A 22,278-nucleotide genomic window follows, 5' to 3' on the forward strand; every position below is an offset into this window, starting at 1 on the left:
ATGTTGTCTTCCCCGGAGGTTGTATGAGCCAGGTTCAGTGGTCTTCCCGTCTCGGTCATGTGTTGGCGGCGGCCGGCACGGCCATCGGCCTCGGCGCCATCTGGAAGTTTCCCTATGTGACGGCCACCAATGGCGGCGGCGCCTTCCTGCTGGTGTTCCTGCTGTTCAGCTTCACCCTGGGGGTGGCCGTGCTGGTGGGTGAGACGCTGCTCGGCAGCCGCAGCCAGCGCGGGGTGCTCGGCGCCTTCAACAAGCTGGTTGGGCCTAACTGGCGCTGGATGGGCTACATGGGAATACTGTGCGGCTTCTTCATCTACAGCTTCTACAGCGTGGTCGGCGGCTGGACCGTGGGCTATGCGGCGCTGGCGGTGGCGGGCAAGCTCAACCTGAGCGAGGGTTCGGCGCTGACCGCCCTGTTCAACGGCTATGTCAGTGACCCCTGGTGGCCGGTGCTGACCCATCTGGTGTTCGCCGGACTGACCTGGTGGTTCGTGCAGGGCGGCATTCAGAAGGGAGTGGAGCGGGCGCTGCGCTGGATGATGCCGGCCCTGTTCATCATGATGTTGCTGCTGGTGGCGGTGGGGCTCTCCATGCCCGGCTCCATGGCCGGGGTGCGTCAATTGCTGCTGCCGGACTTCTCCATGCTGACCGGCCAGAGCGTGCTGGATGCGCTGGGGCTGGCCTTCTTCTCCCTCTCCATCGGCCTTGGGGTGCACACCACCTATGGCGCCTACCTGCCAAGCAGCGAGGGGGTGCTGCGCTCCGGGGTCTGGGTGGTGACGCTGGCGAGCCTCATCTCTGTGCTGGCGGGCTTGATGATCTTCCCGGCGCTGGCGTCCACGGGTATTGATCCGACTGCCGGGCCAGGGCTCACCTTCATGACCATGCCCGCCGTGTTCAGCCATCTGCCGTTTGGTCAGGGGCTGGGGGTGGTGTTCTTCCTGTTGTTGCTGGTGGCGGCGCTCTCCTCCTCCATCTCCATGCTGGAGCATCTGGTGCGCTTCACCACCGAGGAGTGGGGCTGGTCCCGCCGTGGCGCCTGCCGGGTGCTGACCTTGCTGATCATGGCCTCCGGCATCCCGGTCAGCCTGTCGTTCGGTCCCTGGAGCGAGCTGACCCTGTTTGGCAAGACGATTTTCGATCTGCTGGACTACCTCACCTCCAACCTGATGATGCCGCTGTTCGGCCTGGTGCTGACCCTGCTGCTGGGCTGGCGACTGGGAGACAGCATATTGCCCGCCGGCCTCTCCCCGCTGCTGCGCTTCGGCCTGCTCTGGTGCTGGCGTCTGGTGGCGCCGCTGCTGATCGCCGGTATCCTGGTGCGGGGTTTGTTGTAAGCCGGGCTCTGCCTGGGTGCCTGCTAGCAGGGGCCGGCCGTGCCGGGCTCTGCTTGGGCGTCTGATAGCGAAGCCCGACCTGTGCCGGGCTCAGTTGGGCGGCGTGGTGGGCAATCTGGGGTTCAGGTGTGACCTGATGTGCAGCAGCGTCTTCTGGTACGCCGCCGCATGGTGTTCCATGAAGGAGGCGCTGTGGGTCAGACGCCGCTCCAGCCGGTCAACCAGCAGCGCCACCTTGGGGGCCGGCATGCCGGCGGGCCAGCACAGTTGCAGCAACTCCAGCAGTTGCCAGGCATCGCCGGGCAGCGCCGGAAACTCCTCCTGCAGGGTCAGGGCGTACTGTACGGCGAGCTGATGCTGGCCGGCCACTGTCGCTCTCTGCCGCTCCTGGCGCAGATAGGTCAGCCGCTGTTCACGGCGCTCCAGCTGTTGCATCTGGTCTGTGACCACCTGCTTGAACAGCTGCTGGAGCAGGGGGGACGGTGCCACCCTGGCCTGATACTGGCTGAGCTGCGTCAGGTAGCGCTGGGCGTGGTGGGGCAGGCCGCAGAACTGGCTGACGGCAAAACCGAGCAGCTGGTTGAGGTGTGTGTCCCGCGCCGCCTCCGGCGGGTGTCTTGCCAGCAGCACCAGGGCCTCGTCGAAGCGGTAATCCAGGCTCAGCATCAGGGCCTGCAGCAAGGCATCCTCATGGGCGCGCAGGGTCACGGCCTGACTGAGGTACTGATACTCCTGCTGCAACGCGCTGATCCGGGCCGCCGTGGGGTAGTGCCAGATCACCGCCAGACTGGCGTTCAGAATGAAATTCTCGATGGATATCCGGAACTTGTGTTCGGAAAAGAAGCGCAGGCTGAGGGCGTTGGCCTGTTCGAGCGCCTTCCCTTCGTCTTTGAGCAGCAGGGCCAAGAGGATGGCGGCCTGGCGCCACTCGGGCTGCCAGGGTTGCTTGTGCAGCAACTGGTTGAGCACCTCCCAGGCGGATTCCCATTGTGACTCGTGCAGCAGGCAGGCCAGCATCAGCTCCAGCTGTATGCTGGGTGGCAGCCGTTCCTGATTGCGGGCCAGATCCTTGCGCGCGCTGTCCAGCTTGTTCAATCCCAGCAGTGAGTGGATCAGGCCCTTGCGCGGCCACCAGGCGTCGTGTTCCGTGGTGCACATGGCATAGTGCTGGGTGGCGTGGAAGTGGTCCTGCTGCTGCAGCAACATGTAGCCCTTGACCCTGTCCAGCAGCGGGCCCAGCTCCCTGTGCTTCTGTTGCTGATAGAGCAGGTCTTCACACAGGGCGCAGCCGATATGCCACTCCCTCAGCTTCATCGGGGCGGGCAGGGGGCGGGTCAGCCCGGTCAGCAGCACCAGATCGCGCAGGCAGAGCGTCAGCTGCTCTGCGGTGAACGGCATGGGCAGGTGCAGCGGGAAGTAGAGATCCGAGGGGGGATACTGGAGCAGATCATGATCCTCATCCAGCAGCAGCAGCACACAGCCCGGTTCGAGCAAGCCCAGATAGTGCGCCTCCTGCAGCAGGCGGATCCCTTCGCGAGCCTGATGGCGATACTGGCGGCAGATGACGGCATCGAACGACTGCTGACGCAGCAGGGTGGGCAGGGTGGTGAGCTCTTTGCAGTGGATCAGTTGGGATGGCGCAATACCGTGCTCATTCAACCCCTTGGAGAGGGCCGAGCTGAGCATGGCATCGTCTTCGATCAACAGGATCTGCATCCTTGGCACTCCTTTGCGGGATCACAGTACGAGGAAGTATGGCACGCAACCGGATTCAAAAAGAGCTAATGTTATCGCCCAGCCACGAGCCCGGGTCAATCCCTCCTCCGGTCAAGATAGTGGAGGATTGATGAGAAAGACCACAACCCCCCCATAGGCGGGGGTCTGCGCCAATCTCGTTTCCCAGGCGGGATCCCACTCTCCCCCCTGGGCCAGTCCCAGCTTGAACGGCAGGGTCAGCCGGTGCAGTGCCTGCAGATAGCGGGCGTAGCCGGGTTCCGTCCTGCGACCCCGATAAGTCTGTACCACCATCTCGTCGATCACCCCGGCCAGCGCGTTCAGCTCCCCTATGTCGCCGGTACGGGTCCAGTCCAGCAGGCCAGTGATGCTGATGGCGTAGCGGGCGGGCAGCTGGCGTCGCAGCTGGCGCAGGAACTGGCCATAATCGGCCAGCCGATGGGTGCGGGCATCGAAATCTATCTGGATGCCGCGTACCTCATTGCCCTTTCGCTGCCAGGCTGCCAGCTGGTTTTCGAGGTTCTGCAGCAGCCTGGCATCCCAGTCGAGCCGCTCCACCCGATAGGCGAGCCACAGCTCGCCGACGGGCAGCTTGCTCGGCGCTATGCCCTGCCCCTGAAAACGCAGGGGCAGGGCCGAGTCCAGGGGGCCTATCTCGCCCTGATGCAGATAGAGCCGCTCGGCCTGTTGCAGCACGGGCTGGGGTCTGACCCCGGCCCACAGCCAGAACTGCCGATACTGTCTCGCCTCGACGGCGGCCCCGGCATCCGTGCCGAGCAGGGCCAGCATCACCAGTAATATTTGAGCTGCTTTGCCCACTGGCTGGTCCCGTGTTGCTGCTTGAGGGTGTTGAACCAGGCCTTGCGCTGGTTGACGGACACCTGCTGACTGCCACAGCCGTTGCTGCCGCTCGGGGCGTAGCAGTTGATGGCACGATAGAGGGCGTAGGCCTTCTCTTCCCTGGCGGCCTTGGGATTGGCAATGACCCTCTGATACCAGTCGAGGCGGCTGCTCTGCTTGCCGGCAAACAGATCCGGGCTGCCCGCCAGGGTATCGGCCCCGGGGCGCGACAGCAGGGGATCCCAGTCCAGCCCCTGCGCCAGGAAGAACTCGCCCAGGCAGTTGAGCGCCTTGGGCGACCTGGGATTGTCGGCCAGGGTGGTGATCACCGAGGTCAGGGCCGGGCACTGGTAATCCTGGCTGCCTTGCCAGTCGAACGGCGCCGTGGCGGGGCGGCCCGCCAGATCCTGCAGGAAGCCCCGGTAGTCGCCATGGGTCAGCTGCTTGTAGCTCAGGGTGTAACTGGCGCGCTGGCGCAGGGTGTCGGAGGCCTGTTCATCCAGGGCCATGCGGCGCAGCAGAGGCGCGGGTGCCACATATTCCAGCAGCGGAATGCGGTAGTGATCGCTCTTGATGGGGCTCTCCTTGGCGAAGATCTGCTCCAGCTGACCGGCCCGTTCCAGCGTCATGGCCAGGGCCAGCTGCAACAGCTGATCCTGCAAGGGGGTCGGCTGGTTGGCGAGCAGGGCGCGCCACTGTTGTTCGGCGGCGGGCCACGCTTGCCGGGCTGCCAGCGCCATCCCCTTCAACACCTGCTGACTGAAGGCCAGGTTATCCAGAGGGCCTGCGCCGAGCGCGGGGGCGGCCGCCACCACGGCGTCATAGTCCTTGGCGAGGTAGTAACGCTCGGCCTGCTGCAGATAGGCGAGCCAGGCCAGGTTGCTGGCAAACTGGGAGGTCTGCTGCGTCAGCTCGGCGGCTTGCAGCGGCTGCCACTCATCCCAACTGTCATGGATCCGCAGCCGGCGCAGATCCTGCACCAGGGTCAGCATGGGCATGGCCGCCGAGCCGGTGAAGCCGGGCTGCATCAGCAGCTTGAGATCGATCTCGTTGACCAGATCCGGCGCGCTTTGCCGTTGGCTCGCCTGCAGATAGTGACTCGCCAGCAGCTCCTTGTCTCCCTTGAACCAGGCCAGCCGACGCAGCAGCCCGGTGGCGGAATCCAGATAGCGCCCCTTTGGATAGCGGGCGCGGTAGTCGCCGATGAGCTGCTCGCTGCGTTGCACGGCGGCCTTGTCAATCTGGTTGCGATCCAGAGTGCCCCAGTCGTCGAAGGCGCTTTGCTGGGACAGGTTGAGGGCGACCCGGATCCGCATGTAATCGGCCGTCTCCTTCAGCCAGGGCTGGTCCTGCCCGGCGAGGGCGGCAAACAGGGCGTCGGCCTGTGCGAACTCCCCCTGATAGAAGTGTTGGCTGGCGGTCAGGTAGTCGGCGAAACCCTGGGCTGCGGGCGACAGCGGCGCTGGCTTGCTTTGGTCTTGAGCCGTGCCCTGATCCGCATCCTGCGGCTGACCGCACTGACCCAGCATGGCCAGCCGCTGGCTTGCCAGCTGGCTGCGATCGCTGGCGGTGAGTGCCGGCGTCTGCGCCAGTGCCTGCAGGAAGGCTTCGGCCGAGACGGGATTGTTGCTGATGCAGCGCCCCTCGCTCCAGCCGGCGGCACGCTCCAGAGCTGCCTGGGTGGTGCTCTCCTCGATGCCGAGACCGGCGGCCAGTGCCGGCAGGGGATCCGGCCCGGCGGGCCCAGTGTCGCCGACGGCCGGGCTTATCAGCGCATCGACCGTGAAGGGCAGGGGCAGGGCCCCGTCGGGCAGTGAGAAGGCCTGCTCATCGGCCAGCAGCAGGGCCAGATTGGTGCGGGTGTCGTTATCGGGGGAGAGAAACGGCAGCCCGTTCAGGTGGCACTGGGCGGCGGTCAGTTGCAGGGTGAGCGGCGTTTCGCAGCCATCCGGGCCGCAGGCCAGCACGGGCAGGCTGCACAGCGCCAGCCACAGGGGGGGCAGTTTCATGGGGGAGATCTCCGGCCAGGGGCAGGGGGAACGGGATGGGGGCAAGCTACAAGATGTGGCCAAGCCTTTCAACTGACCATAGGGGCAGCTGCCTGGCCTACTGCAGACCCGGGCCTTTGGCGGAGAAGGGGCAGTCGTTCTGGCGGATCAGGTGGAAACCCTGGCCGTCGCGGCCCTGCCAGCTGAGGGCAAGCTGGCCGAGGCGACCCAGGTGGCGCAGCTCGAATTCGTAACGCAGGCAGGGGTTGTCGATGGGCAGGGTCGCCATGCCATCTGGCAGCCGGTAGTGGTAATTGAGCAGCGGCCCATCCTGCAGCTGGCGCTGCACCGGCTGCAGGCCCTCTTGCGTCTGGGCTGGGGTGGCCAGCGCGCGGCGCAGACTGAGCGGCGCGTCTATCGCCTTCTGGTAATGGAGGCCGTTCATGGCCGCCAGCTCCTCCTCCAGCCGCTGCAGCTCCCCTTCCAGCCCGGTCAGTGCCGCGCCCAGCTGGTGATGACCGGGCGAGGCGCAGCCCCCCAGCAGCAGGGTGAGAAGCAGGAGTGAGACGCGGGTCGGGTACATGGGCTCTCCTTCGAGCGCGCGGATCTGGGCGTATTGGGCCAAACAGTGGCTGACTATAGCAGGGGATTGGGGGGCGGTGAGCCCCGCAGCAGCTGCGCCAGCCGCTCCAGCCCCTCGGCGACGCGGGCATCCGTGGCCGGTTGGCTCAGGCTCAGCCGTACCCCTTGCGGCGCGGCGAACTGGCCGGCGGCGAAGTGTTCCCCGCTCGCCACCCCGACGTCAAGGGCGTTGGCCGCCTCGGCGAACGCCTGGCTGCGCCAGGGCTCCGGCAGCGGCAGCCAGGCATGCATGGATCCCGCCTGCCAGCGGGCTCCCGGCAACAGGTGGCGCAGCAGCTCGCCGCGACGTGCCAGGATCTGCCGCTGCTGCTCGACCAATGGCATGATCTGGCGCTGGCTCACCAGCTTGCAGGCCAGCTCGATCAAGAGCGGACTCACCATCCAGCTCGACAGTCGCATCGCCTGGGCGAAGGCGTTGCGCAGGGCGGGCGGCGCCAGCACGAAGCCGACCCGCAGGCCGCCACAGGCGATCTTGGCCAAGCTGCCGAGATAGATGACCCGCTCCGGCGCCAGGTTGATCAGGGGCGCCACCGGGATACTGGGCAGCAGGCCGTTGACGTCATCCTCGATGATCAGCAGATCGTGGCGGCGGGCGATGGCGACGACGGCCTCGCGCCGCGCCTGGCTCATGATGGCGGTGGTGGGATTTTGCAGCGTGGGGGTGAGGTAGAGCAGCTTGGCTCGCCGCGTGCGGCAGGCGGCCTCCAGCGCGGCGGGCAGCAACCCCTCCTCATCCATCGCCAGTCCCACCACCTGATTCTTCAGCTGGCGGGCATTGCCCAGCATGCCGGGGTAGCTGAGCCCTTCGCACAAAATGGTCTCTCCCACGCAACCGGTGGCCAGCAGGGAGAGCATGATGCCGTGCTGGGCGCCGTGGCTGAACAGCAGGCGCTCCTCGCTGCCGTGCACCCCCTGCTCGGCCAGCCAGTCGATGAAGAGCTGGCGCTGGCCGGGCTGGCCCGCCTCCTTGTCGTAGCCGAGCAGGGCATTGAGATCCCCGTCGGCCAGCTCCCCCAGCATGGGACGTATGATGGCGGCCCTGTCCAGCTGCACCGGCAGGTTCTGCCACAGCTCGATGCGGTGCCCCTCCTCCTTGCGGATCACCCACTCGTTGGCCGGATCCATGCCCGCGCCCTTGACCCAGGTACCGTGTCCCACCTTGGCGGCCAGCAGGCCGCGTCGTTCCGCCTCCCCATAGGCGCGGGTGATTGTGCCGACCGTGACCCCCAGCCGATCCGCCAGCGCCCTGTGGGTAGGCAGCCGGGTCTGGGGCGGCAGGGAGCCATCCTGAATGGCCTGCTCTATGGCCTTCACCAGCTTGAGATAGAGGGGGCCGTCGAAGGGGGCCAGGTCCGGGGTCCAGATTGTCATGGTGACAATAAATCCATTGATCCAAATTTGTTCGCAATATAGCGTGAATTTACACCCAATAACAATCAAGAATGGCACATTGTATCGATACAATGTGTGCAGTTCAGGAGTCAATGATGACGATAGAATGGTATGCCACCCTGTTTGGTTTCGCCGTGCTCACCTGTGGCACGCCGGGCCCCAACAACCTCATGCTGACCGCCTCTGGCGCCAACTTCGGGGTGCGCCGCACCCTGCCGCACCTGATGGGCGTGGCTGTGGGTCAACCCGTGCTGCAACTTGTGCTGGCGCTGGGGCTCTATCCTCTGTTCGAGCGCTGGCCCCTGCTGCGGCTGGGGCTGCAGATCTTCGGCAGCCTCTATCTGTTGCTGCTGGCATGGCGCATCGCCGTGGCCGGTGCCCCCGGTGATCCGGCCAGACGCGCCCGTCCGCTGACCCTGCTGGAAGGGCTGGGATTCCAGTTTCTCAATCCCAAGGCCTGGATGATGGGCATCTCCGCCATCAGTCTGTTCAGCCTGACCGGGGTCAGCTACTGGCCGAGCCAGCTCGCCGTGATGACCATGTTTGTGCTGGTGGCCCTGCCGGTCTGCTTTGTCTGGGTCTTGTTCGGCCATCAGCTGAGCAACTGGATCTGCACGGATCGGGGCTGGCGGCGCCTCAACGGCTCCCTCGGTGTGCTGACGGCGCTCTGTGTAGTCATGCTCTGGTATTGAGCCGCACCGCGCTGGCGGGCAAGAAAGAGCCATTTCTGACTTGTCGCCGCGGGGCTGGCTCTGCATATTAGAAGGCTTGCCGCCGAGCCGGCGTTTGTATCACCAAGAGGTTGAGATGGATCTGAACTGGTTGTTTCCCCTGGCGGGCTTTGCCCTCATCACCTGCGGTACGCCGGGCCCCAACAACATGCTGCTCACCAGTGCCGGGGCGGCGCAGGGCTTTCGCCGCACCCTTCCCCTGCTGGTGGGGGTAGTCGGGGGGATCAATCTGATGATCCTGGCCACGGCGCTGGGACTTGGCGTCATGTTTGAAAAGGTGCCGCTGCTGCACGACGGTCTCAAGCTGATCGGCTCGGCCTACCTGCTCTGGCTGGCCTGGAAGGTGGCGACCGCCAGCGGCCCGGCCGAGGGCAACCGGCCGCTCATCCCGGCCCATCAGGGCGCCATGCTGCAACTGCTCAACCCCAAGGCCTGGATGATGGCGCTCTCCGCCATCAGCGGCTTCACCCTGGCGGGAGAGGCCTACTGGCCCTCCGCTATCTGGGTGCTCGGCATCTTCTTCGTGACCGGCCTCTATACCGGTGCCTTCTGGGTGCTGTTCGGTGCCCAGGTGCGCCGCATCATCCACACCGCCCGTGGCTGGCGTCGTTTCAATCTGGGCATGGGGATCGCCACGGCGGCCTGCGTGCTGATGATCTGGATTTAGTCCGGGCCTGACCTTGAGCCCGGGCCTTTACCGGCTGTCTTGTTGGCCCTGCGGGGCCTTTTTTATTCCATTGGCGACGTGGTGAGCGGCGCCCTCTGTTCGGTTTGTACAAGGAGGTCCCATGAAATGTATCGGTCTGCTGGGTGGCATGAGCTGGGAGTCCACCGTCAGCTACTATCAGGCGCTCAACCGGGGCGTGCGGGCGCGGCTCGGCGGCCTGCACTCGGCGCGGGTGCTGCTGAGCAGCGTCGACTTTGCCGAGATAGAGCGGTTGCAGCACGTCGGCGACTGGCCCGCCACCGCCCGCCTGCTGGCGGCAGAAGCGCGGGCCATCCAGGCCGGCGGCGCCGATTTCTTGCTGATCGGCACCAACACCATGCACAAGGTGGCGCCCGAGATTGAGGCCGCCATCGATATTCCGCTGCTCCATATCGCCGATGCTACCGCCCGTCGCCTGCAAGTTGACGGGATACAAAGGGTCGGGCTGCTCGGTACCCGCTTCACCATGGAGCAGGATTTCTACAAGGGGCGGCTGCAGGACAAGTTCGGGCTGGAGGTGCTGGTGCCCGGTGAGGCGCAGCGGGAGCGGGTGCACCGCATCATCTATGACGAGCTCTGCCTTGGCGACATTCGCGACGCATCGCGGGCCGAGTATCTGGCCATCATAGCCGGGCTGGCCGAGGCGGGCGCCCAGGCGGTGATCCTGGGCTGCACCGAGATTGCGCTGCTGGTGGGGGATGCCGAGGCCGCAGTGCCGCTCTACGACACCACCGCCATCCATGCCGAGGCGGCGGTCACCCTGGCGTTGGCCTGATGGCAAGCGGGTGAGCCAGATGGTGGAGGATGCCCGGGCCGCGGTGCCGCTCTACGACACCACCGCCATCCACGCCGAGGCGGCGGTGAGCCTTGCGCTGGCCTGAGGGCAAGCGTATGAGGCAGATGGTGGAGGATGCCCGGGCCGCGATGCCGCTCTACGACACCACCTCCATCCACGCCGAGGCGGCGGTGAGCCTGGCGCAGCCCTGCTGGAGCACAAGGACACCGGCATGATGATATTGTTCACGGTGGAAGAGTAAAAAGATGGCCCGAACGGGGCCATTTGTTCATTTCACTGGTCAGATCTCACTATCTACGCACATCACATACCCCTTGGCATAAAAGCGTGTAAAATTGCGCCCTGAATTTCCCGGCCAGCGCGCGCTGGCCGCGACTCCTTACATGCAAGGCAGACACTGTGACAGAAGTAGATAGATTCGCGGACATTCGCCCCTACCGCGATGAAGAAGTGCCGGCAGCCATAGAACGGCTGATCCGGGATGATGAATTCGTCGGCGCCATCGCCAAGTATCGTTTCGGCTCCCTGATGAGCTGGCTGGGCTGGGCCATACGCCCGCTGATCCGCCAGTTCCTGCGCTACAAGTGGTCCAAGGTGACCACCATCCATCAGGTACAGATGGGCGTGACCCGTTACATGTCCCGCATGATTGCCACTTCCACCAAGGGAGTGACCTTCTCGGGGATCGAGCATCTGAAGAAGGAGCAGGGCTACCTGTTTGTCTCCAACCACAGGGACATCGCCATGGATCCGGCGTTCGTCAACTGGGGACTGCATACCCACGGCTTCGATACGGTGCGCATCGCCATCGGTGACAACCTGCTGCGCAAACCCTGCGCCACCGAGCTGATGAAGCTCAACAAGAGCTTCATCGTCAAGCGCTCCGCCAAGGGGCCGCGGGAGATGATGAAAATGCTCGGCGAGCTGTCTGCCTACATAGGCCAGTCGGTGCACGAGGGTCACTCCATCTGGATCGCCCAGAAGGAAGGGCGCGCCAAGAATGGCGATGACAAGACGGATCCGGCCATCCTCAAGATGTTCTACGTGGACGGCAAGAAGCAGAAAATCGACTTCGTCGACTACATGCGCAGCCTCAACATAGTGCCGGTCAGCATCAGCTACGAGCTGGATCCCACCGACAAGGCCAAGGCGCGCGAGCTGTACGAGAAGTCGGTCAACGGCAGCTACGAGAAGGGCGAGTTCGAGGACATCGAGAGCATAGTCGCCGGCATCGTCGGCCAGAAGGGGCGGGTACACGTCTCCTTCGGCGCCCCCATCACCGAAGGCTTCAGCGATCCGGACGAACTGGCGGCGCTGATCGACAAGGCGATCTGGGGCAACTATCGCCTCTTCCCGGGCAACTACCTGGCCGCAGATGTGTCCGGCAAGGCCAATACCATAGAGCAGGCGGCCTTCCTGACTCGTCAGTCAGAGGTGCCACAAGAGCACAAGGCCATCTGGCGCGCCATGTATGCCAAGCCGGTGGAAAACGCCCGCAAGGCTTGAATGACACCGGTTGTGCGAAAAAAACGGGAGCAGATGCTCCCGTTTTTGCGTCTGGTCAAAGTCGGCGGCGATGGAGTAGTGAATAATATTGTTTCAGCTGGTACGATCACTGGGCGAATACGCTTGCGCCTCTTGGCAAGCTGCGGATGAGTGTGTAACAGTGGCCTCATCACGCTCGGCACGAGCAAATGCTCTACTCCTGTCTGCACGGATTGCAGACGGTGTGACACAAGGACCTGAACAGGGTCCTTTTTCATTTTGCGGCAAAGATGTCGCCTGAATACACCTAAGGATCCGCTCGCCATGATCACCGGCAGTCTGAATACCCTGCAGCGCACGCCGCTGCCCGCCCCGCTGGATAGCATCATGGCCGAGGTGGTGAAGAGCGTGGAACAGTGGCTGAATGCGCCGCTCGGCAAGCGCGAGATCGACGGCCTCACGCTGTTCTGTCTGGTGAGCGAAGAGCTGACCGAGCCGGCCGCGGATCGCCGTGGCGAGTTCCATCAGCAGTATCTGGATATCCAGCTGCTGTTGCGTGGTGAAGAGTGGATAGGGGTCGGGCCTCATGCTTATGGCAATGAGGGTGCCGATCATCCCCATCCCGATCTCTGGTTCGTCGACGACGAACAGACCAGTTATCTGGCGTTGCAGCCCGGCGACTTCGCCATCTTCTGGCCGGGAGAACTGCATCGCCCTCTCTGTACCCCCAACCAGCCGGCTCAGGTGAAGAAGCTGGTGGTCAAGGTGCACAGGGATCTGCTGGCCGGCCTGTAACCGCCGGCGCAGCCTGGCCAAGATGAGTGCACTGAATCATCAGGATCCGCATTCGACGTGTGGCCAAGATGAGTGCACGACATCATCCGGATTTGCACTTAACGTATTGAAAAATTGGGCGCACTTTCCTGCGACCATAAGCCCCCGGCAGGGGAATCCCATCCACTTCTGGATGACACGACACTGTCGGCATAAAGCCGAAGCACAGGAAGATGTAGAACATGAGCAAGTTGGTATTGATCCTTAACTGCGGTAGCTCTTCCCTGAAATTTGCCGTAATGGACGCCGAAACAGGTGAGGACATGCTGTCCGGCCTGGCCGAATGCTTCAATCTGGATGATGCACGTATCAAATGGAAACTCCACGGGGTCAAGGGCGAAGCCATGCTGGGAGCGGGCGCCGCACACCAGGCTGCCCTCGACCATATAGTGGGTCACATCCTGCCCCAGGATCCCTCTCTGGCCGAGCAGCTGGTGGCCATCGGCCATCGCATCGTGCACGGTGGCGAGCAGTTCTCCCGCTCTGTTCGCATCGATGATGGCGTGATCGCCGGCATCGAAGCCGCCATTCCGTTCGCTCCCCTGCACAACCCGGCGCACCTCATCGGCATCCGTGCCGCGCTCAAGGTCTTCCCGGCCCTGGTCGAGAAGAACGTGGCCGTGTTCGACACCGCCTTCCATCAGACCCTGCCGCAGGAAGCCTATCTCTACGCGCTGCCCTACAAGCTCTACAAAGAGAACGGCATCCGTCGTTACGGCGCTCACGGCACCTCCCACCGCTTCATCGCGGAAGAAGCCGCCAAGGCGCTGGGCAAGCCGCTGGCCGAGCTCAACATCATCAACTGCCACCTGGGCAACGGTGCCTCCGTCTGCGCCATCAAGAACGGCGAGTCCGTTGACACCTCCATGGGCCTGACCCCGCTGGAAGGGCTGGCGATGGGCACCCGTTGCGGCGACATAGACCCTGCGGTGGTCTTCTTCATGCACGACCAGCTCGGTTACAGCGTGGACGAGATCAACCACACCCTCACCCGTGAGTCCGGTCTGCTGGGCCTGACCGAGGTGAGCAGTGACTGCCGCTATGTCACCACCAACTATGCGACCGACGCCGGTGCCAAGCGTGCGCTGGATGTGTTCACCTACCGGGTGGCCAAGTATGTCGGTGCCTATGCCGCCGCCATGGAGGGTCGTCTGGACGCTCTGGTGTTCACCGGCGGTATCGGTGAAAACGCCGCCATGGTGCGCGAGATGGTGCTGGATCGTCTGGCCCTGTTCGGCTTCAAGGTAGATAAAGAAGCGAACAATGCCGCCGTGCTCGGTGGCGAGGGACCCATCACGGCCGAAGGCAGCCGCCTGGCGCTGGTGATGCCCACCAACGAAGAGCTGGTCATCGCCCGCGATGCCCTGAGCCTGGTCGGCTAACGCCACCTCGCCCTGAATCAACGCCCGGCCTGTGCCGGGCGTTGTCGTTTCCGACCCCTGGTTGAGCGGCTTGTCATTTGACATGGGGTGGCAGATACGTACCCTGACGACTGTTTCACGCATTGGAGGTAGGGATGAAGGAGATGTTTTTTCACTGGCTGACCGGCATGGGGATCGAAGTCAGCAGCCTGATGGCACTGGTGATCGCCCTGGGTTTTATCGTCCTTACTTCGCTGGTGCTGCACATGCTGTTGCACCGGGTGCTGCTGGTGCGGCTGGTTGGCATCCTCGGCAAGACCAAGCAGGTGTGGCTGCCGCCTCAGCTGCAACAGCGCCTGTTCTACCGGCTCGCCTTCGTGCTGCAGGGGGCCGTGCTGCTCGGTCAGGCCGAGATCTGGCTGCCGCGCAAATCCGAGAGCCTGCAGTGGATCGAGATGCTGGCCCAGTTCTGGATCCTGCTGTTCCTGCTGCTGGCGCTGTTCGCCCTGCTCGACTGCATGCTGTCGGTGAGCCGCCATACCCGGCTCGGGCGGGATCTGCCCCTGCGCGGCATCTTCCAGGGGGTGAAGCTGGTGGGCAGCATACTGGTCGGCATCCTGATGATCTCCCTGCTGCTCGGCAAGTCACCGCTGTTCCTGTTCAGCGGCCTGGGGGCCATGACAGCCGTGCTGATGTTGGTGTTCAAGGATCCCATCCTCGGCCTGGTGGCCGGCATTCAGCTCTCCGCCAACCGCATGCTGAGCGTCGGCGACTGGCTGCAGATGGACAAGTACGGCGCCGACGGCGAGGTGACCGACATAGGCCTCACCACCGTCAAGGTGTCGAACTGGGACAAGACCATCACCACCATTCCCACCTATGCCCTCATCTCCGACTCCTTCAAGAACTGGCAGGGGATGACAGAGTCGGGTGGCCGGCGCATCAAGCGCAGCGTCAGCATCGACATGACCAGCGTGTGCTTCCTGAGCGCGGAGGAGCAGTTGCAGCTCAAGCAGGCCCAGCTGCTGGCGCCCTATCTGAGCCGCAAGGAGCAGGAGCTGAGCGTCTACAACCAGCAGCTCAGCGATGCCTTGAGCTGCCCCATCAACGGGCGTCACCTCACCAATCTGGGTACCCTGCGCGCCTATCTGGACGCCTACCTGCGGGCCCATCCCGGCATTCGCAAGGACATGACGCTGATGGTGCGCCAGCTGGCGCCGACTACGGACGGTTTGCCGCTGGAGATTTACTGCTTCACAGCGACCACCGCCTGGGCCGATTACGAAGGGATCCAGGCCGATATTTTCGACCATATCTTTGCCATCATTGAGCAATTTCATCTGCGGTTGCACCAATCTCCCACAGGTTACGATATGCGCACCTGGCAACGGGGATCCGTCAGCAACGGCTAAAACCGCCCGGCGGCGTGCGGGGGCATAAAATCCTGCGTCGCCGCCCCATTTGCTTGTTGAATTTTGGCCAAGAGAGGAGAAAAATGGCGGCCTTCTCTCAGCCCCCGGACCGCCCAGCCGATCCCGGGTCAGCCCAGAGTCTTGAACCACGTCATCCATTACAGGAAAGTTATGAAGCTCCTTCACAATACTGCGGCCGCTCTGTGCTGCAGCCTCGTCTTGGCCGCCGCGCCAGTGCTTGCTGTTGAATATGCCCTGCCTGCGGCCAACAGCCGTCTGGTGGGTGAAAATCTGGAATACGTGGTGCCGGCAGAGGAAAATGGCCAGCCGCTGGAAGCCGCGGCCGCCAAATTCCAGCTGGGTCTGACCAACATGCTCGAGGCCAACCCCAAGGCGGATCCCCTGCTGCTGCAGGCCGGCGAGAAGCTCATAGTGCCGCATCAGCTGATACTGCCGGATGCCCCGCGCGAGGGGCTAGTGCTGAACGTGGCCGAGATGCGCCTCTACTACTACCCGAAAGGCAAGAAGGTGGTGGAAGTGCTGCCCATCGGCATCGGCCAGCTCGGCACCGACACCCCGGAAAACTGGGTGACCAGCGTGCAGCGCAAGAAGGCTGGCCCGACCTGGACCCCGACCGCCAAGATGCATGCCGAATATGCCGCCCGTGGCGAGAGCCTGCCGGCAGTCTGGCCCGCCGGCCCGGACAACCCCATGGGGCTGTTTGCGCTCTACATCGGCAAGATGTACGCCATCCACGGCACCAATGCTCAGTTCGGCATAGGTCTGCGGGTGAGCCACGGTTGCGTGCGCCTGCGCAACGAAGACATCGAATACCTGTTCAAGAAGATACCGGTCGGCACCCGCGTGCAGTTCGTGAACCAGCCGATCAAGGCCTCGGTCGAGCCGGATGGTCGCCGTTATCTGGAAGTGCATCAGCCGCTGTCCCGCAGCCAGGAGGAGTTCAACTCCAGCCTGCCGGCGCCGCTGCCGATGACCCCGGCCGTGACTCGTTTCATCGCCCATGCCGACAGCGATTCCCAGCTGGTCAAGCAGGCGCTGGAACAGCGCAGCGGCATGCCGATCGCGATCAATCGTTGATCTTGGCGCCAATCGTTTCTAGCCCCGGCCACTGGCCGGGGCTTTTTTTTACCGCCATGCCGGGCTGGGCCAGGGGGGAGGGCGACCCGATAAGCGGTTGCTGCGTCAGGATAAAATCCGGCTGATTGCTCCTTGAGTGGTTCGTTAGTTAAAGATGAAACGTTTATATTGTGTTTTTTATTTGTTAAAAGTGGTTGAGGTCATGGGATCTGCTGATTAAGCTAGGGCGGTTTTTTAAGGAAGAGCCCGTCGTCAGAACGGGTACACACGTCACATAACGGAGTTTTGAATGACAGCCAGTACACCCATGCTTATCACCTTTCTGGTGTATATCCTCGGGATGGTGCTGATCGGCTTTATCGCCTATCGCGCCACCCGCAACTTTGATGACTACATACTCGGCGGCCGCCGCATGGGGAGCTGGGTGACCGCCCTCTCCGCCGGGGCCTCCGACATGAGCGGCTGGCTCTTGATGGGCCTGCCGGGCGCCGTCTTCATTGGCGGCATCTCGGAGAGCTGGATCGCCATCGGCCTCACCCTGGGGGCCTATCTCAACTGGCGCTGGGTCGCCGGTCGGCTGCGGGTTCACACCGAGAAGAACCGCAACGCCCTGACCCTGCCGGACTACTTCACCTACCGCTTCGAGGACAAGAGCCGGGTGCTGCGCATCCTCTCCGCCCTGGTGATCCTGCTGTTCTTCACCATCTACTGCGCCTCCGGCGTGGTGGCCGGTGCCCGTCTGTTCGAGAGCACCTTCGGCATGAGCTATGACACCGCCCTCTGGGTCGGTGCCGCGGCCACCATCACCTACACCTTCTTCGGCGGCTTCCTCGCGGTGAGCTGGACCGATACGGTGCAGGCCACCCTGATGATCTTCGCCCTGATCCTCACCCCTGTGTTCGTCATCATAGCGGTGGGCGGCATAGACACCGCCATGGTGCAGGTGGCGGCGCAGAACGCCAGCAACCTCGACATGTTCAAGAACCTGGACTTCATCGCCATCATCTCGCTGATGGCCTGGGGCCTGGGCTACTTCGGCCAGCCCCACATACTGGCGCGCTTCATGGCGGCGGATTCCCACCACTCCATGGCCAATGCCCGCCGCATCAGCATGACCTGGATGGTGCTCTGCCTCGGCGGCGCCGTGGCCATCGGCTTCTTCGGTCTGGCCTACTTCTCCACCTTCACCGAGCAGGCCGCCGGCGTCACCGGCAACCCGGAGCGGGTCTTCATCGAGCTGTCCAAGATACTGTTCAATCCCTGGATTGCCGGCGTGCTGCTCTCCGCCATACTGGCGGCCGTGATGAGTACCCTCAGTTGCCAGCTGCTGGTCTGTTCCAGCGCCATCACGGAAGATCTCTACAAGCCCTTCCTGCGCAAGAACGCCTCCCAGAAAGAGCTGGTGTGGGTCGGTCGCATGATGGTGCTGGTGATTGCGCTCATCGCCATTGCCGTTGCCATGAACCCGGAGAACCGGGTGCTGGGGCTGGTGAGCTACGCCTGGGCCGGCTTTGGTGCCGCCTTCGGTCCCGTGGTGCTGCTCTCCGTGCTCTGGTCGCGCATGACCCGCAATGGCGCCCTGGCGGGCATGCTGGTCGGCGCCCTGACCGTCATCGTCTGGAAGCAGTTCGGCTGGCTGGGGTTGTATGAAATCATCCCTGGCTTCCTCTTCTCCGGCCTGGCGATCCTGGTGTTCAGCCTGCTGGACAAGGCCCCCTCCAAGGCCATGCTGGATCGCTTCGACGAAGCCGAGCGCGAGTTCCAGACCCCGCCGGATGCGCTGGGCGAGCCGGTCGCCGTCAACTGAGCCGGCCACCCTGCATAACAAAAAGCCCCGCGATGCGGGGCTTTTTTGCCATTACAAGCGACAGATTCGTATCGAAGACGCTCTAGATACCAAAGATCCTTTCTGCGGTCTGAAAGAAGTTAAAAACCGGGCTTAATTGCTCGTCTTGCTCGTGTTTGGGTTGGCATGATGAAAGCCGGAACCGTATGGTTCCTTTTTCATCTGTTGATTGCCCATTTCTGCGAGAGAAAATTCAATATGCCCACTCTGATGAGTGGGCAGAGTGAGGATGGACGTCATCGCCACAACACAGGAGAGAAGGGTGATAGCAAGGTTTTGGCTGGGGTTGGGCTGTTTGTTGCTAGCTATGGTTGCGCAGGCCAGTGAGGTGTATCAGGGCAAGGTAGGACGTATGCCGGTAGTGATGACCCTTGATACGTCATCAGATGATACGGTCAGTGGGCGTTACTTTTACCGCAAGTACCGAAAGGATATTCCCCTGTCGGGTAAGTGGGAGGGTAAGACCCTGCAGCTCTCAGAATTGTGGGATAACAGTGAACCCGAAAAGATCGCCATGCTCCTCGAGCGCTCCGGTAATGGTCTTCAGGGAACATGGGTCGGGAAAAAGCCTATTTCTGTGGTATTGAAGGTGGTCGATAGCAGCGCCATTGATATACAGGATCCGGTTCTTGTCAGCTGGCGTAAGCGTGATCTTTATGAACTCATGCGACTTGAAGGACTTTCACTAAAACCGGGCAAGCGCGAGTCATTCCAGGGTTATATCTTGCAATGGCTGCAAGAGCCGCAAAGCAAAATTACGTATTTTCGCATTACGTCAGGGCTACCTGCTGAGCAGCTTGGGAAACTCAATCATGTGTTGGCAGAGCGTCAGTGGGGCGAGGTCGCCAGTTATTTTCAGTGTATGAGTACCTCTATGGGTGGGGAATTCGACCAGACGGTTACGCCCCATTTCATCAGTCCGAACTTGCTCAGCGCTAGTATCTTTACCGGCTATTTTTGCGGTGGTGCACACCCTGACTTTGGTGATTCGCCATTAAACATTAATCTTGCCACCGGAGAGATGCTGACACTCGAAGACCTGCTCTGGGTTGGTAGTGGGACGCCAGTAAAGTTCGACAATCAGTCGTATGACCCTGCAGCATCTGAGTACAGGGAGAAGTATCTGGCCCCCTGGATCGTAAACGAGTTTCAGCGGCTCTACCCCAATGAGATGGTTCCCGATCCGGAAGAGTGCAATTACGCAGATCCGTCAGTCTGGGAGTATGCCTCTTGGTATATGACAGATAAGGGGATAGTGCTGGATCCTTCTTTTCCCCGTGTCGAGCGTAACTGCGAGCTGACCGAGTGGAGCATACTGCCCTGGTCGGTTATCAAGCCGCACCCGGGGCGATTACCGCGGCTGATGCCTTGATGAAAAAACCGGAACCCTTGAGTTCCGGTTTTTTATACCTGCTGTTCAATTGCCTGCCGTGCACAGGGATAGGCTCCCCCATGATGGTTGCCGGGCCGACCTGTTGGCTGCAGCATGGCGATCAGAAAGGTGGGAGTCCCAATTTTTACCTCTGCAGGTCTGATTTGTGAAGCGTAATAAGACGATCGCGGCGGAATTATCATTGGGAGGGGGGGGGTTATTATCCGGCTACTGGTGTGATGTTTTATTCGCGATAGTTAGAATAAGCTTCGCTATTCGAACCTACGGGCTGAAAACAAGCATCGGCACCGAGCAAAATGCCAGAGATTACGAGTTATTCCTTGATGCTTTTCGATGCTTTAACTTGGCATCTATTTTATCCGAAAGATCTTGGAAACCGTCCAATTCAAAAGGGACGTAAATGCGCTTGAGGCTGTTGGTTCTAATGACCATGCAATTGACGATAAGCAGTTTTCCCATGCTGACCCCCACCATCTCGGTATATGGTATGGATACTTTTCGGAAAAATCGGTTTCTACCTACCACATCCTCACTTCTCAATTCGACTGAAAGCAACCTGGATGTTTGCGCCATCACGAACAATACAATGAAGGCTGCCAGCAGTATTTTCAGATATTGGTAAAAGAGCCAGATACCCAACTCCATGTTGAGTTGCGTTTTGTATGTGGAGAGTGCAACGCCCCCTGCAAACATTAATGTGATAAATATAAAGAACCGTTTGCTCATTGATAGCAATGGCTGCTTCCAATTTAATGAGAATTTCATTACTTATTCCAGTTAGATTTAAATATAACGCATGATTAATCAGTGACTGACAGAGGACTCCCACCGTGTCAGGAAAATCTGCTATCGAGATGGTGGTGTCACGGATTTTTGTGGCCGAGTTATGCGCTAATAATCTGCCTAAAAGCATACTCATCACAATAGTGATAGATCATAAATCTACCTCATAGTTACCGCTAACGCTTAAATAATCGGTGCAGCTTTGCTGCGTCCGGCGCCGAAGGCGCGCAGTTAATTGGCTTGCTAAATTACTCAACAACTGGAGTTCCCCAGCCGTCATAGTCAGCATTAAATTCACTTGCAAGTTTGAGCATTAAAGAATTTTCTTGGTTAATGACTTTGATATTCAAAGAAGTATCTTTAACTAAGTCTCCATACCAATAACGGTTTCCCTCATGTACGTTATCTCCAAGATTGGCAACGCGGTAGCCAAGGGATTCACCTTTAGTCATAAGATCATTAAGTGATTCTGAGCTAAAACAGTTGAAGTGGTGTTCAAGAGGGTGCGGCTTGCTTGGGTTGGAGCCTGCTTCTATAAGTGTCTGAATTGTTTTTCTATTCATCTCCACGTTCGGTGGAAATTCAGACGCGTGTACTCCACTAAAACCTAATACAGCTATTAATAATGTTAATAATTTTTGCATGACTTTCCTTGGCCATTTAACAGTGATTAGATAGAAGGCAATACTAACACATTAGTACCGCTTTCTATCTAACTCCACTTCACCTTGATTCAGGGCTTTATAAATGACATTTTAAATAAATGATTTACCTGCCTGCCTCTGAAGCTGAGTGTATTCGCTTGGCCTCTTCTTTTTGCGCAACCATTACGATTGTATAGAAAATCTGTGTGGCGTTGGCCATGGCAAATGCCGGCATGGCTACCGCCCCTGAATTTCAGCCTCCAGTATGCTGCTTTTGACCAAGAGGTGAGGGTTGGCAGGGCTCATGGGTGACTCCGATGAGGCGTTTGTTGCCAATCGGGTATGTTAGCTGGCGTGGTGTGGAGGGGAAGGACGAGATGGAAGATCTCTGGGCAGGATCAACAAATTAATAAATAAGGCGGCTTTGTCGATAGATGGCGGGGAACTGTTCAAGGGGTTTTCGAAAGGCAGCGCTAGTGAGTGTACGACTCTGGATGGCTGAGGCCACTCTCTGGCATAGCGGGGCGCGATTGTGGTCGGCAAGGGGGCCGCTTGCTGGCGGCCCCCGTATGGCGGTCAGTTGCCCTTGGTCGGGATCTCGGTACAGCTAAGCGTCGGCTGGCCGTAACGCTCCAGGCTGGCCTCATCTCCCTTGGTAAAGAGGCTGAGGTTTTGCCCTTCATAGCGTGCGCCGCTGGCGCTGGGGGCTTCATAGGCGAGCACCTGTTGCTGGCTATCCCCTTCGCTCAGGTTGATCACGGCGGCGGGCAGCTTGGCATCGTTGTAGAAGTAGGTGGAGAGGGTGACCTTGTTGCCGCACTGGTAATCGACTGGCGTCGGCACCGTCAGCTGGCCACCTTTCACCTGTAATTCGGTGATGCGCATCTGGTAGCTGGCGTCGATGCACTGACGCGGATCCCTGTCTTTCCAGCATTCGTTGCGACCCTTGATCCAGCCGCGCTGCATCGCCTTCTCCGTCTTCGCCTGTTCGGCGGAGAAATTGGCGATCGCCTTGGGGTAGAGCGCCGCGAGTTCGTTATCCAGCGCCGCCAGCCCGGCATTCTCGCAGATAAGTTGTTCGGCGGCGCCGTGGGCCTTGGCACAGTCGAAGGAAGGGGTAGCGGCACAGGCCAGCAGAGGGGCAAAGATAAGGGGGCCAAGCAGCAGCTTGTTCATCGGAAAGACTCCAGTAAAAAGAGTGGGATACCCGGCTACTAGAGCACAATGTTGCAGGGCCGCCGAGCGCTTTTTCACAC

19 protein-coding genes are annotated in these 22,278 nt (G+C 61.2%); 11 read left to right on the plus strand and 8 right to left on the minus strand.

What is annotated here, in order from left to right; genetic code table 11:
* The first annotated feature begins 23 nt into the window (after nt 1-23).
* Nucleotides 24-1,337, plus strand: a complete 1,314-nt coding sequence (locus ACM3N8_RS15300; RefSeq protein ID WP_043557400.1) for a sodium-dependent transporter — start codon at nt 24-26, stop codon at nt 1,335-1,337.
* A 90-nt stretch (nt 1,338-1,427) separates the two neighbouring features.
* Here the strand turns inward: ACM3N8_RS15300 and ACM3N8_RS15305 are convergent, their stop codons facing one another.
* The 5 genes from ACM3N8_RS15305 to ACM3N8_RS15325 form a co-directional block, all read right to left on the minus strand.
* Nucleotides 1,428-3,053, minus strand: a complete 1,626-nt coding sequence (locus tag ACM3N8_RS15305) for a hypothetical protein (RefSeq protein ID WP_290066407.1) — start codon at nt 3,051-3,053, stop codon at nt 1,428-1,430.
* A gap of 111 nt (nt 3,054-3,164) precedes the next feature.
* The gene (locus tag ACM3N8_RS15310; protein WP_416016281.1) at nt 3,165-3,890 is read right to left on the minus strand and encodes a DUF3142 domain-containing protein; all 726 of its coding nucleotides are present in this window, start codon (nt 3,888-3,890) and stop codon (nt 3,165-3,167) included.
* On the minus strand, nt 3,860-5,920 hold the full coding sequence (locus ACM3N8_RS15315) for a hypothetical protein (RefSeq protein ID WP_416016282.1): 2,061 nt from the start codon (nt 5,918-5,920) through the stop codon (nt 3,860-3,862). Before ACM3N8_RS15315 ends, ACM3N8_RS15310 begins: the two co-directional genes overlap by 31 nt.
* Before the next feature lie 97 nt (nt 5,921-6,017).
* The gene (locus ACM3N8_RS15320) at nt 6,018-6,482 is read right to left on the minus strand and encodes a hypothetical protein (protein ID WP_416016283.1); all 465 of its coding nucleotides are present in this window, start codon (nt 6,480-6,482) and stop codon (nt 6,018-6,020) included.
* Between the two features lie 53 nt (nt 6,483-6,535).
* Nucleotides 6,536-7,912, minus strand: a complete 1,377-nt coding sequence (locus ACM3N8_RS15325) for a PLP-dependent aminotransferase family protein (protein ID WP_290019436.1) — start codon at nt 7,910-7,912, stop codon at nt 6,536-6,538.
* 116 nt (nt 7,913-8,028) lie between these two features.
* On the opposite strand from ACM3N8_RS15325, the gene ACM3N8_RS15330 reads away from it, so the two are divergent.
* The 10 genes from ACM3N8_RS15330 (at nt 8,029) to ACM3N8_RS15375 (ending at nt 19,574) form a co-directional block, all read left to right on the plus strand.
* Nucleotides 8,029-8,625: a LysE family translocator gene (locus ACM3N8_RS15330; protein ID WP_241280756.1), complete on the plus strand. Its 597-nt coding sequence runs from the start codon at nt 8,029-8,031 to the stop codon at nt 8,623-8,625.
* A 115-nt stretch (nt 8,626-8,740) separates the two neighbouring features.
* A complete protein-coding gene (locus ACM3N8_RS15335; RefSeq protein ID WP_241280757.1) occupies nt 8,741-9,331 on the plus strand; it encodes a LysE family translocator in 591 nt (196 codons plus the stop codon).
* 121 nt (nt 9,332-9,452) lie between these two features.
* The gene (locus ACM3N8_RS15340) at nt 9,453-10,145 is read left to right on the plus strand and encodes an aspartate/glutamate racemase family protein (RefSeq protein WP_103472508.1); all 693 of its coding nucleotides are present in this window, start codon (nt 9,453-9,455) and stop codon (nt 10,143-10,145) included.
* Between the two features lie 420 nt (nt 10,146-10,565).
* The gene (locus tag ACM3N8_RS15345) at nt 10,566-11,672 is read left to right on the plus strand and encodes a 1-acyl-sn-glycerol-3-phosphate acyltransferase (protein ID WP_043138660.1); all 1,107 of its coding nucleotides are present in this window, start codon (nt 10,566-10,568) and stop codon (nt 11,670-11,672) included.
* Nucleotides 11,673-11,975: 303 nt separating this feature from the next.
* The gene (locus ACM3N8_RS15350) at nt 11,976-12,446 is read left to right on the plus strand and encodes a YhcH/YjgK/YiaL family protein (protein ID WP_043138662.1); all 471 of its coding nucleotides are present in this window, start codon (nt 11,976-11,978) and stop codon (nt 12,444-12,446) included.
* A gap of 221 nt (nt 12,447-12,667) precedes the next feature.
* Nucleotides 12,668-13,867 carry an acetate kinase gene (locus ACM3N8_RS15355; RefSeq protein WP_043138665.1) on the plus strand — a complete coding sequence of 400 codons (1,200 nt, stop codon included), beginning with the start codon at nt 12,668-12,670 and terminating at the stop codon, nt 13,865-13,867.
* 134 nt (nt 13,868-14,001) lie between these two features.
* Nucleotides 14,002-15,258: a mechanosensitive ion channel family protein gene (locus ACM3N8_RS15360; RefSeq protein WP_416016284.1), complete on the plus strand. Its 1,257-nt coding sequence runs from the start codon at nt 14,002-14,004 to the stop codon at nt 15,256-15,258.
* 171 nt (nt 15,259-15,429) lie between these two features.
* The gene (locus ACM3N8_RS15365) at nt 15,430-16,356 is read left to right on the plus strand and encodes a L,D-transpeptidase family protein (protein ID WP_146047139.1); all 927 of its coding nucleotides are present in this window, start codon (nt 15,430-15,432) and stop codon (nt 16,354-16,356) included.
* Nucleotides 16,357-16,645: 289 nt separating this feature from the next.
* Nucleotides 16,646-18,163 (plus strand): sodium/proline symporter PutP, encoded by a 1,518-nt coding sequence (gene putP, locus ACM3N8_RS15370; RefSeq protein ID WP_274453459.1) that lies wholly within the window; start codon nt 16,646-16,648, stop codon nt 18,161-18,163.
* A 268-nt stretch (nt 18,164-18,431) separates the two neighbouring features.
* Nucleotides 18,432-19,574, plus strand: a complete 1,143-nt coding sequence (locus tag ACM3N8_RS15375; protein ID WP_416016285.1) for a hypothetical protein — start codon at nt 18,432-18,434, stop codon at nt 19,572-19,574.
* 327 nt (nt 19,575-19,901) lie between these two features.
* Here the strand turns inward: ACM3N8_RS15375 and ACM3N8_RS15380 are convergent, their stop codons facing one another.
* The 3 genes from ACM3N8_RS15380 to ACM3N8_RS15390 form a co-directional block, all read right to left on the minus strand.
* Nucleotides 19,902-20,360: a hypothetical protein gene (locus ACM3N8_RS15380; protein WP_416016286.1), complete on the minus strand. Its 459-nt coding sequence runs from the start codon at nt 20,358-20,360 to the stop codon at nt 19,902-19,904.
* A gap of 266 nt (nt 20,361-20,626) precedes the next feature.
* The gene (locus ACM3N8_RS15385) at nt 20,627-21,022 is read right to left on the minus strand and encodes a ribonuclease E inhibitor RraB (RefSeq protein WP_416016287.1); all 396 of its coding nucleotides are present in this window, start codon (nt 21,020-21,022) and stop codon (nt 20,627-20,629) included.
* Between the two features lie 576 nt (nt 21,023-21,598).
* The gene (locus ACM3N8_RS15390) at nt 21,599-22,198 is read right to left on the minus strand and encodes an MliC family protein (protein ID WP_290019447.1); all 600 of its coding nucleotides are present in this window, start codon (nt 22,196-22,198) and stop codon (nt 21,599-21,601) included.
* Between the last annotated feature and the right edge of the window lie 80 nt (nt 22,199-22,278).

The organism is Aeromonas sp. A04 (genome assembly GCF_047780465.1).
Classification (GTDB): Bacteria; Pseudomonadota; Gammaproteobacteria; order Enterobacterales; family Aeromonadaceae; genus Aeromonas; species Aeromonas bestiarum.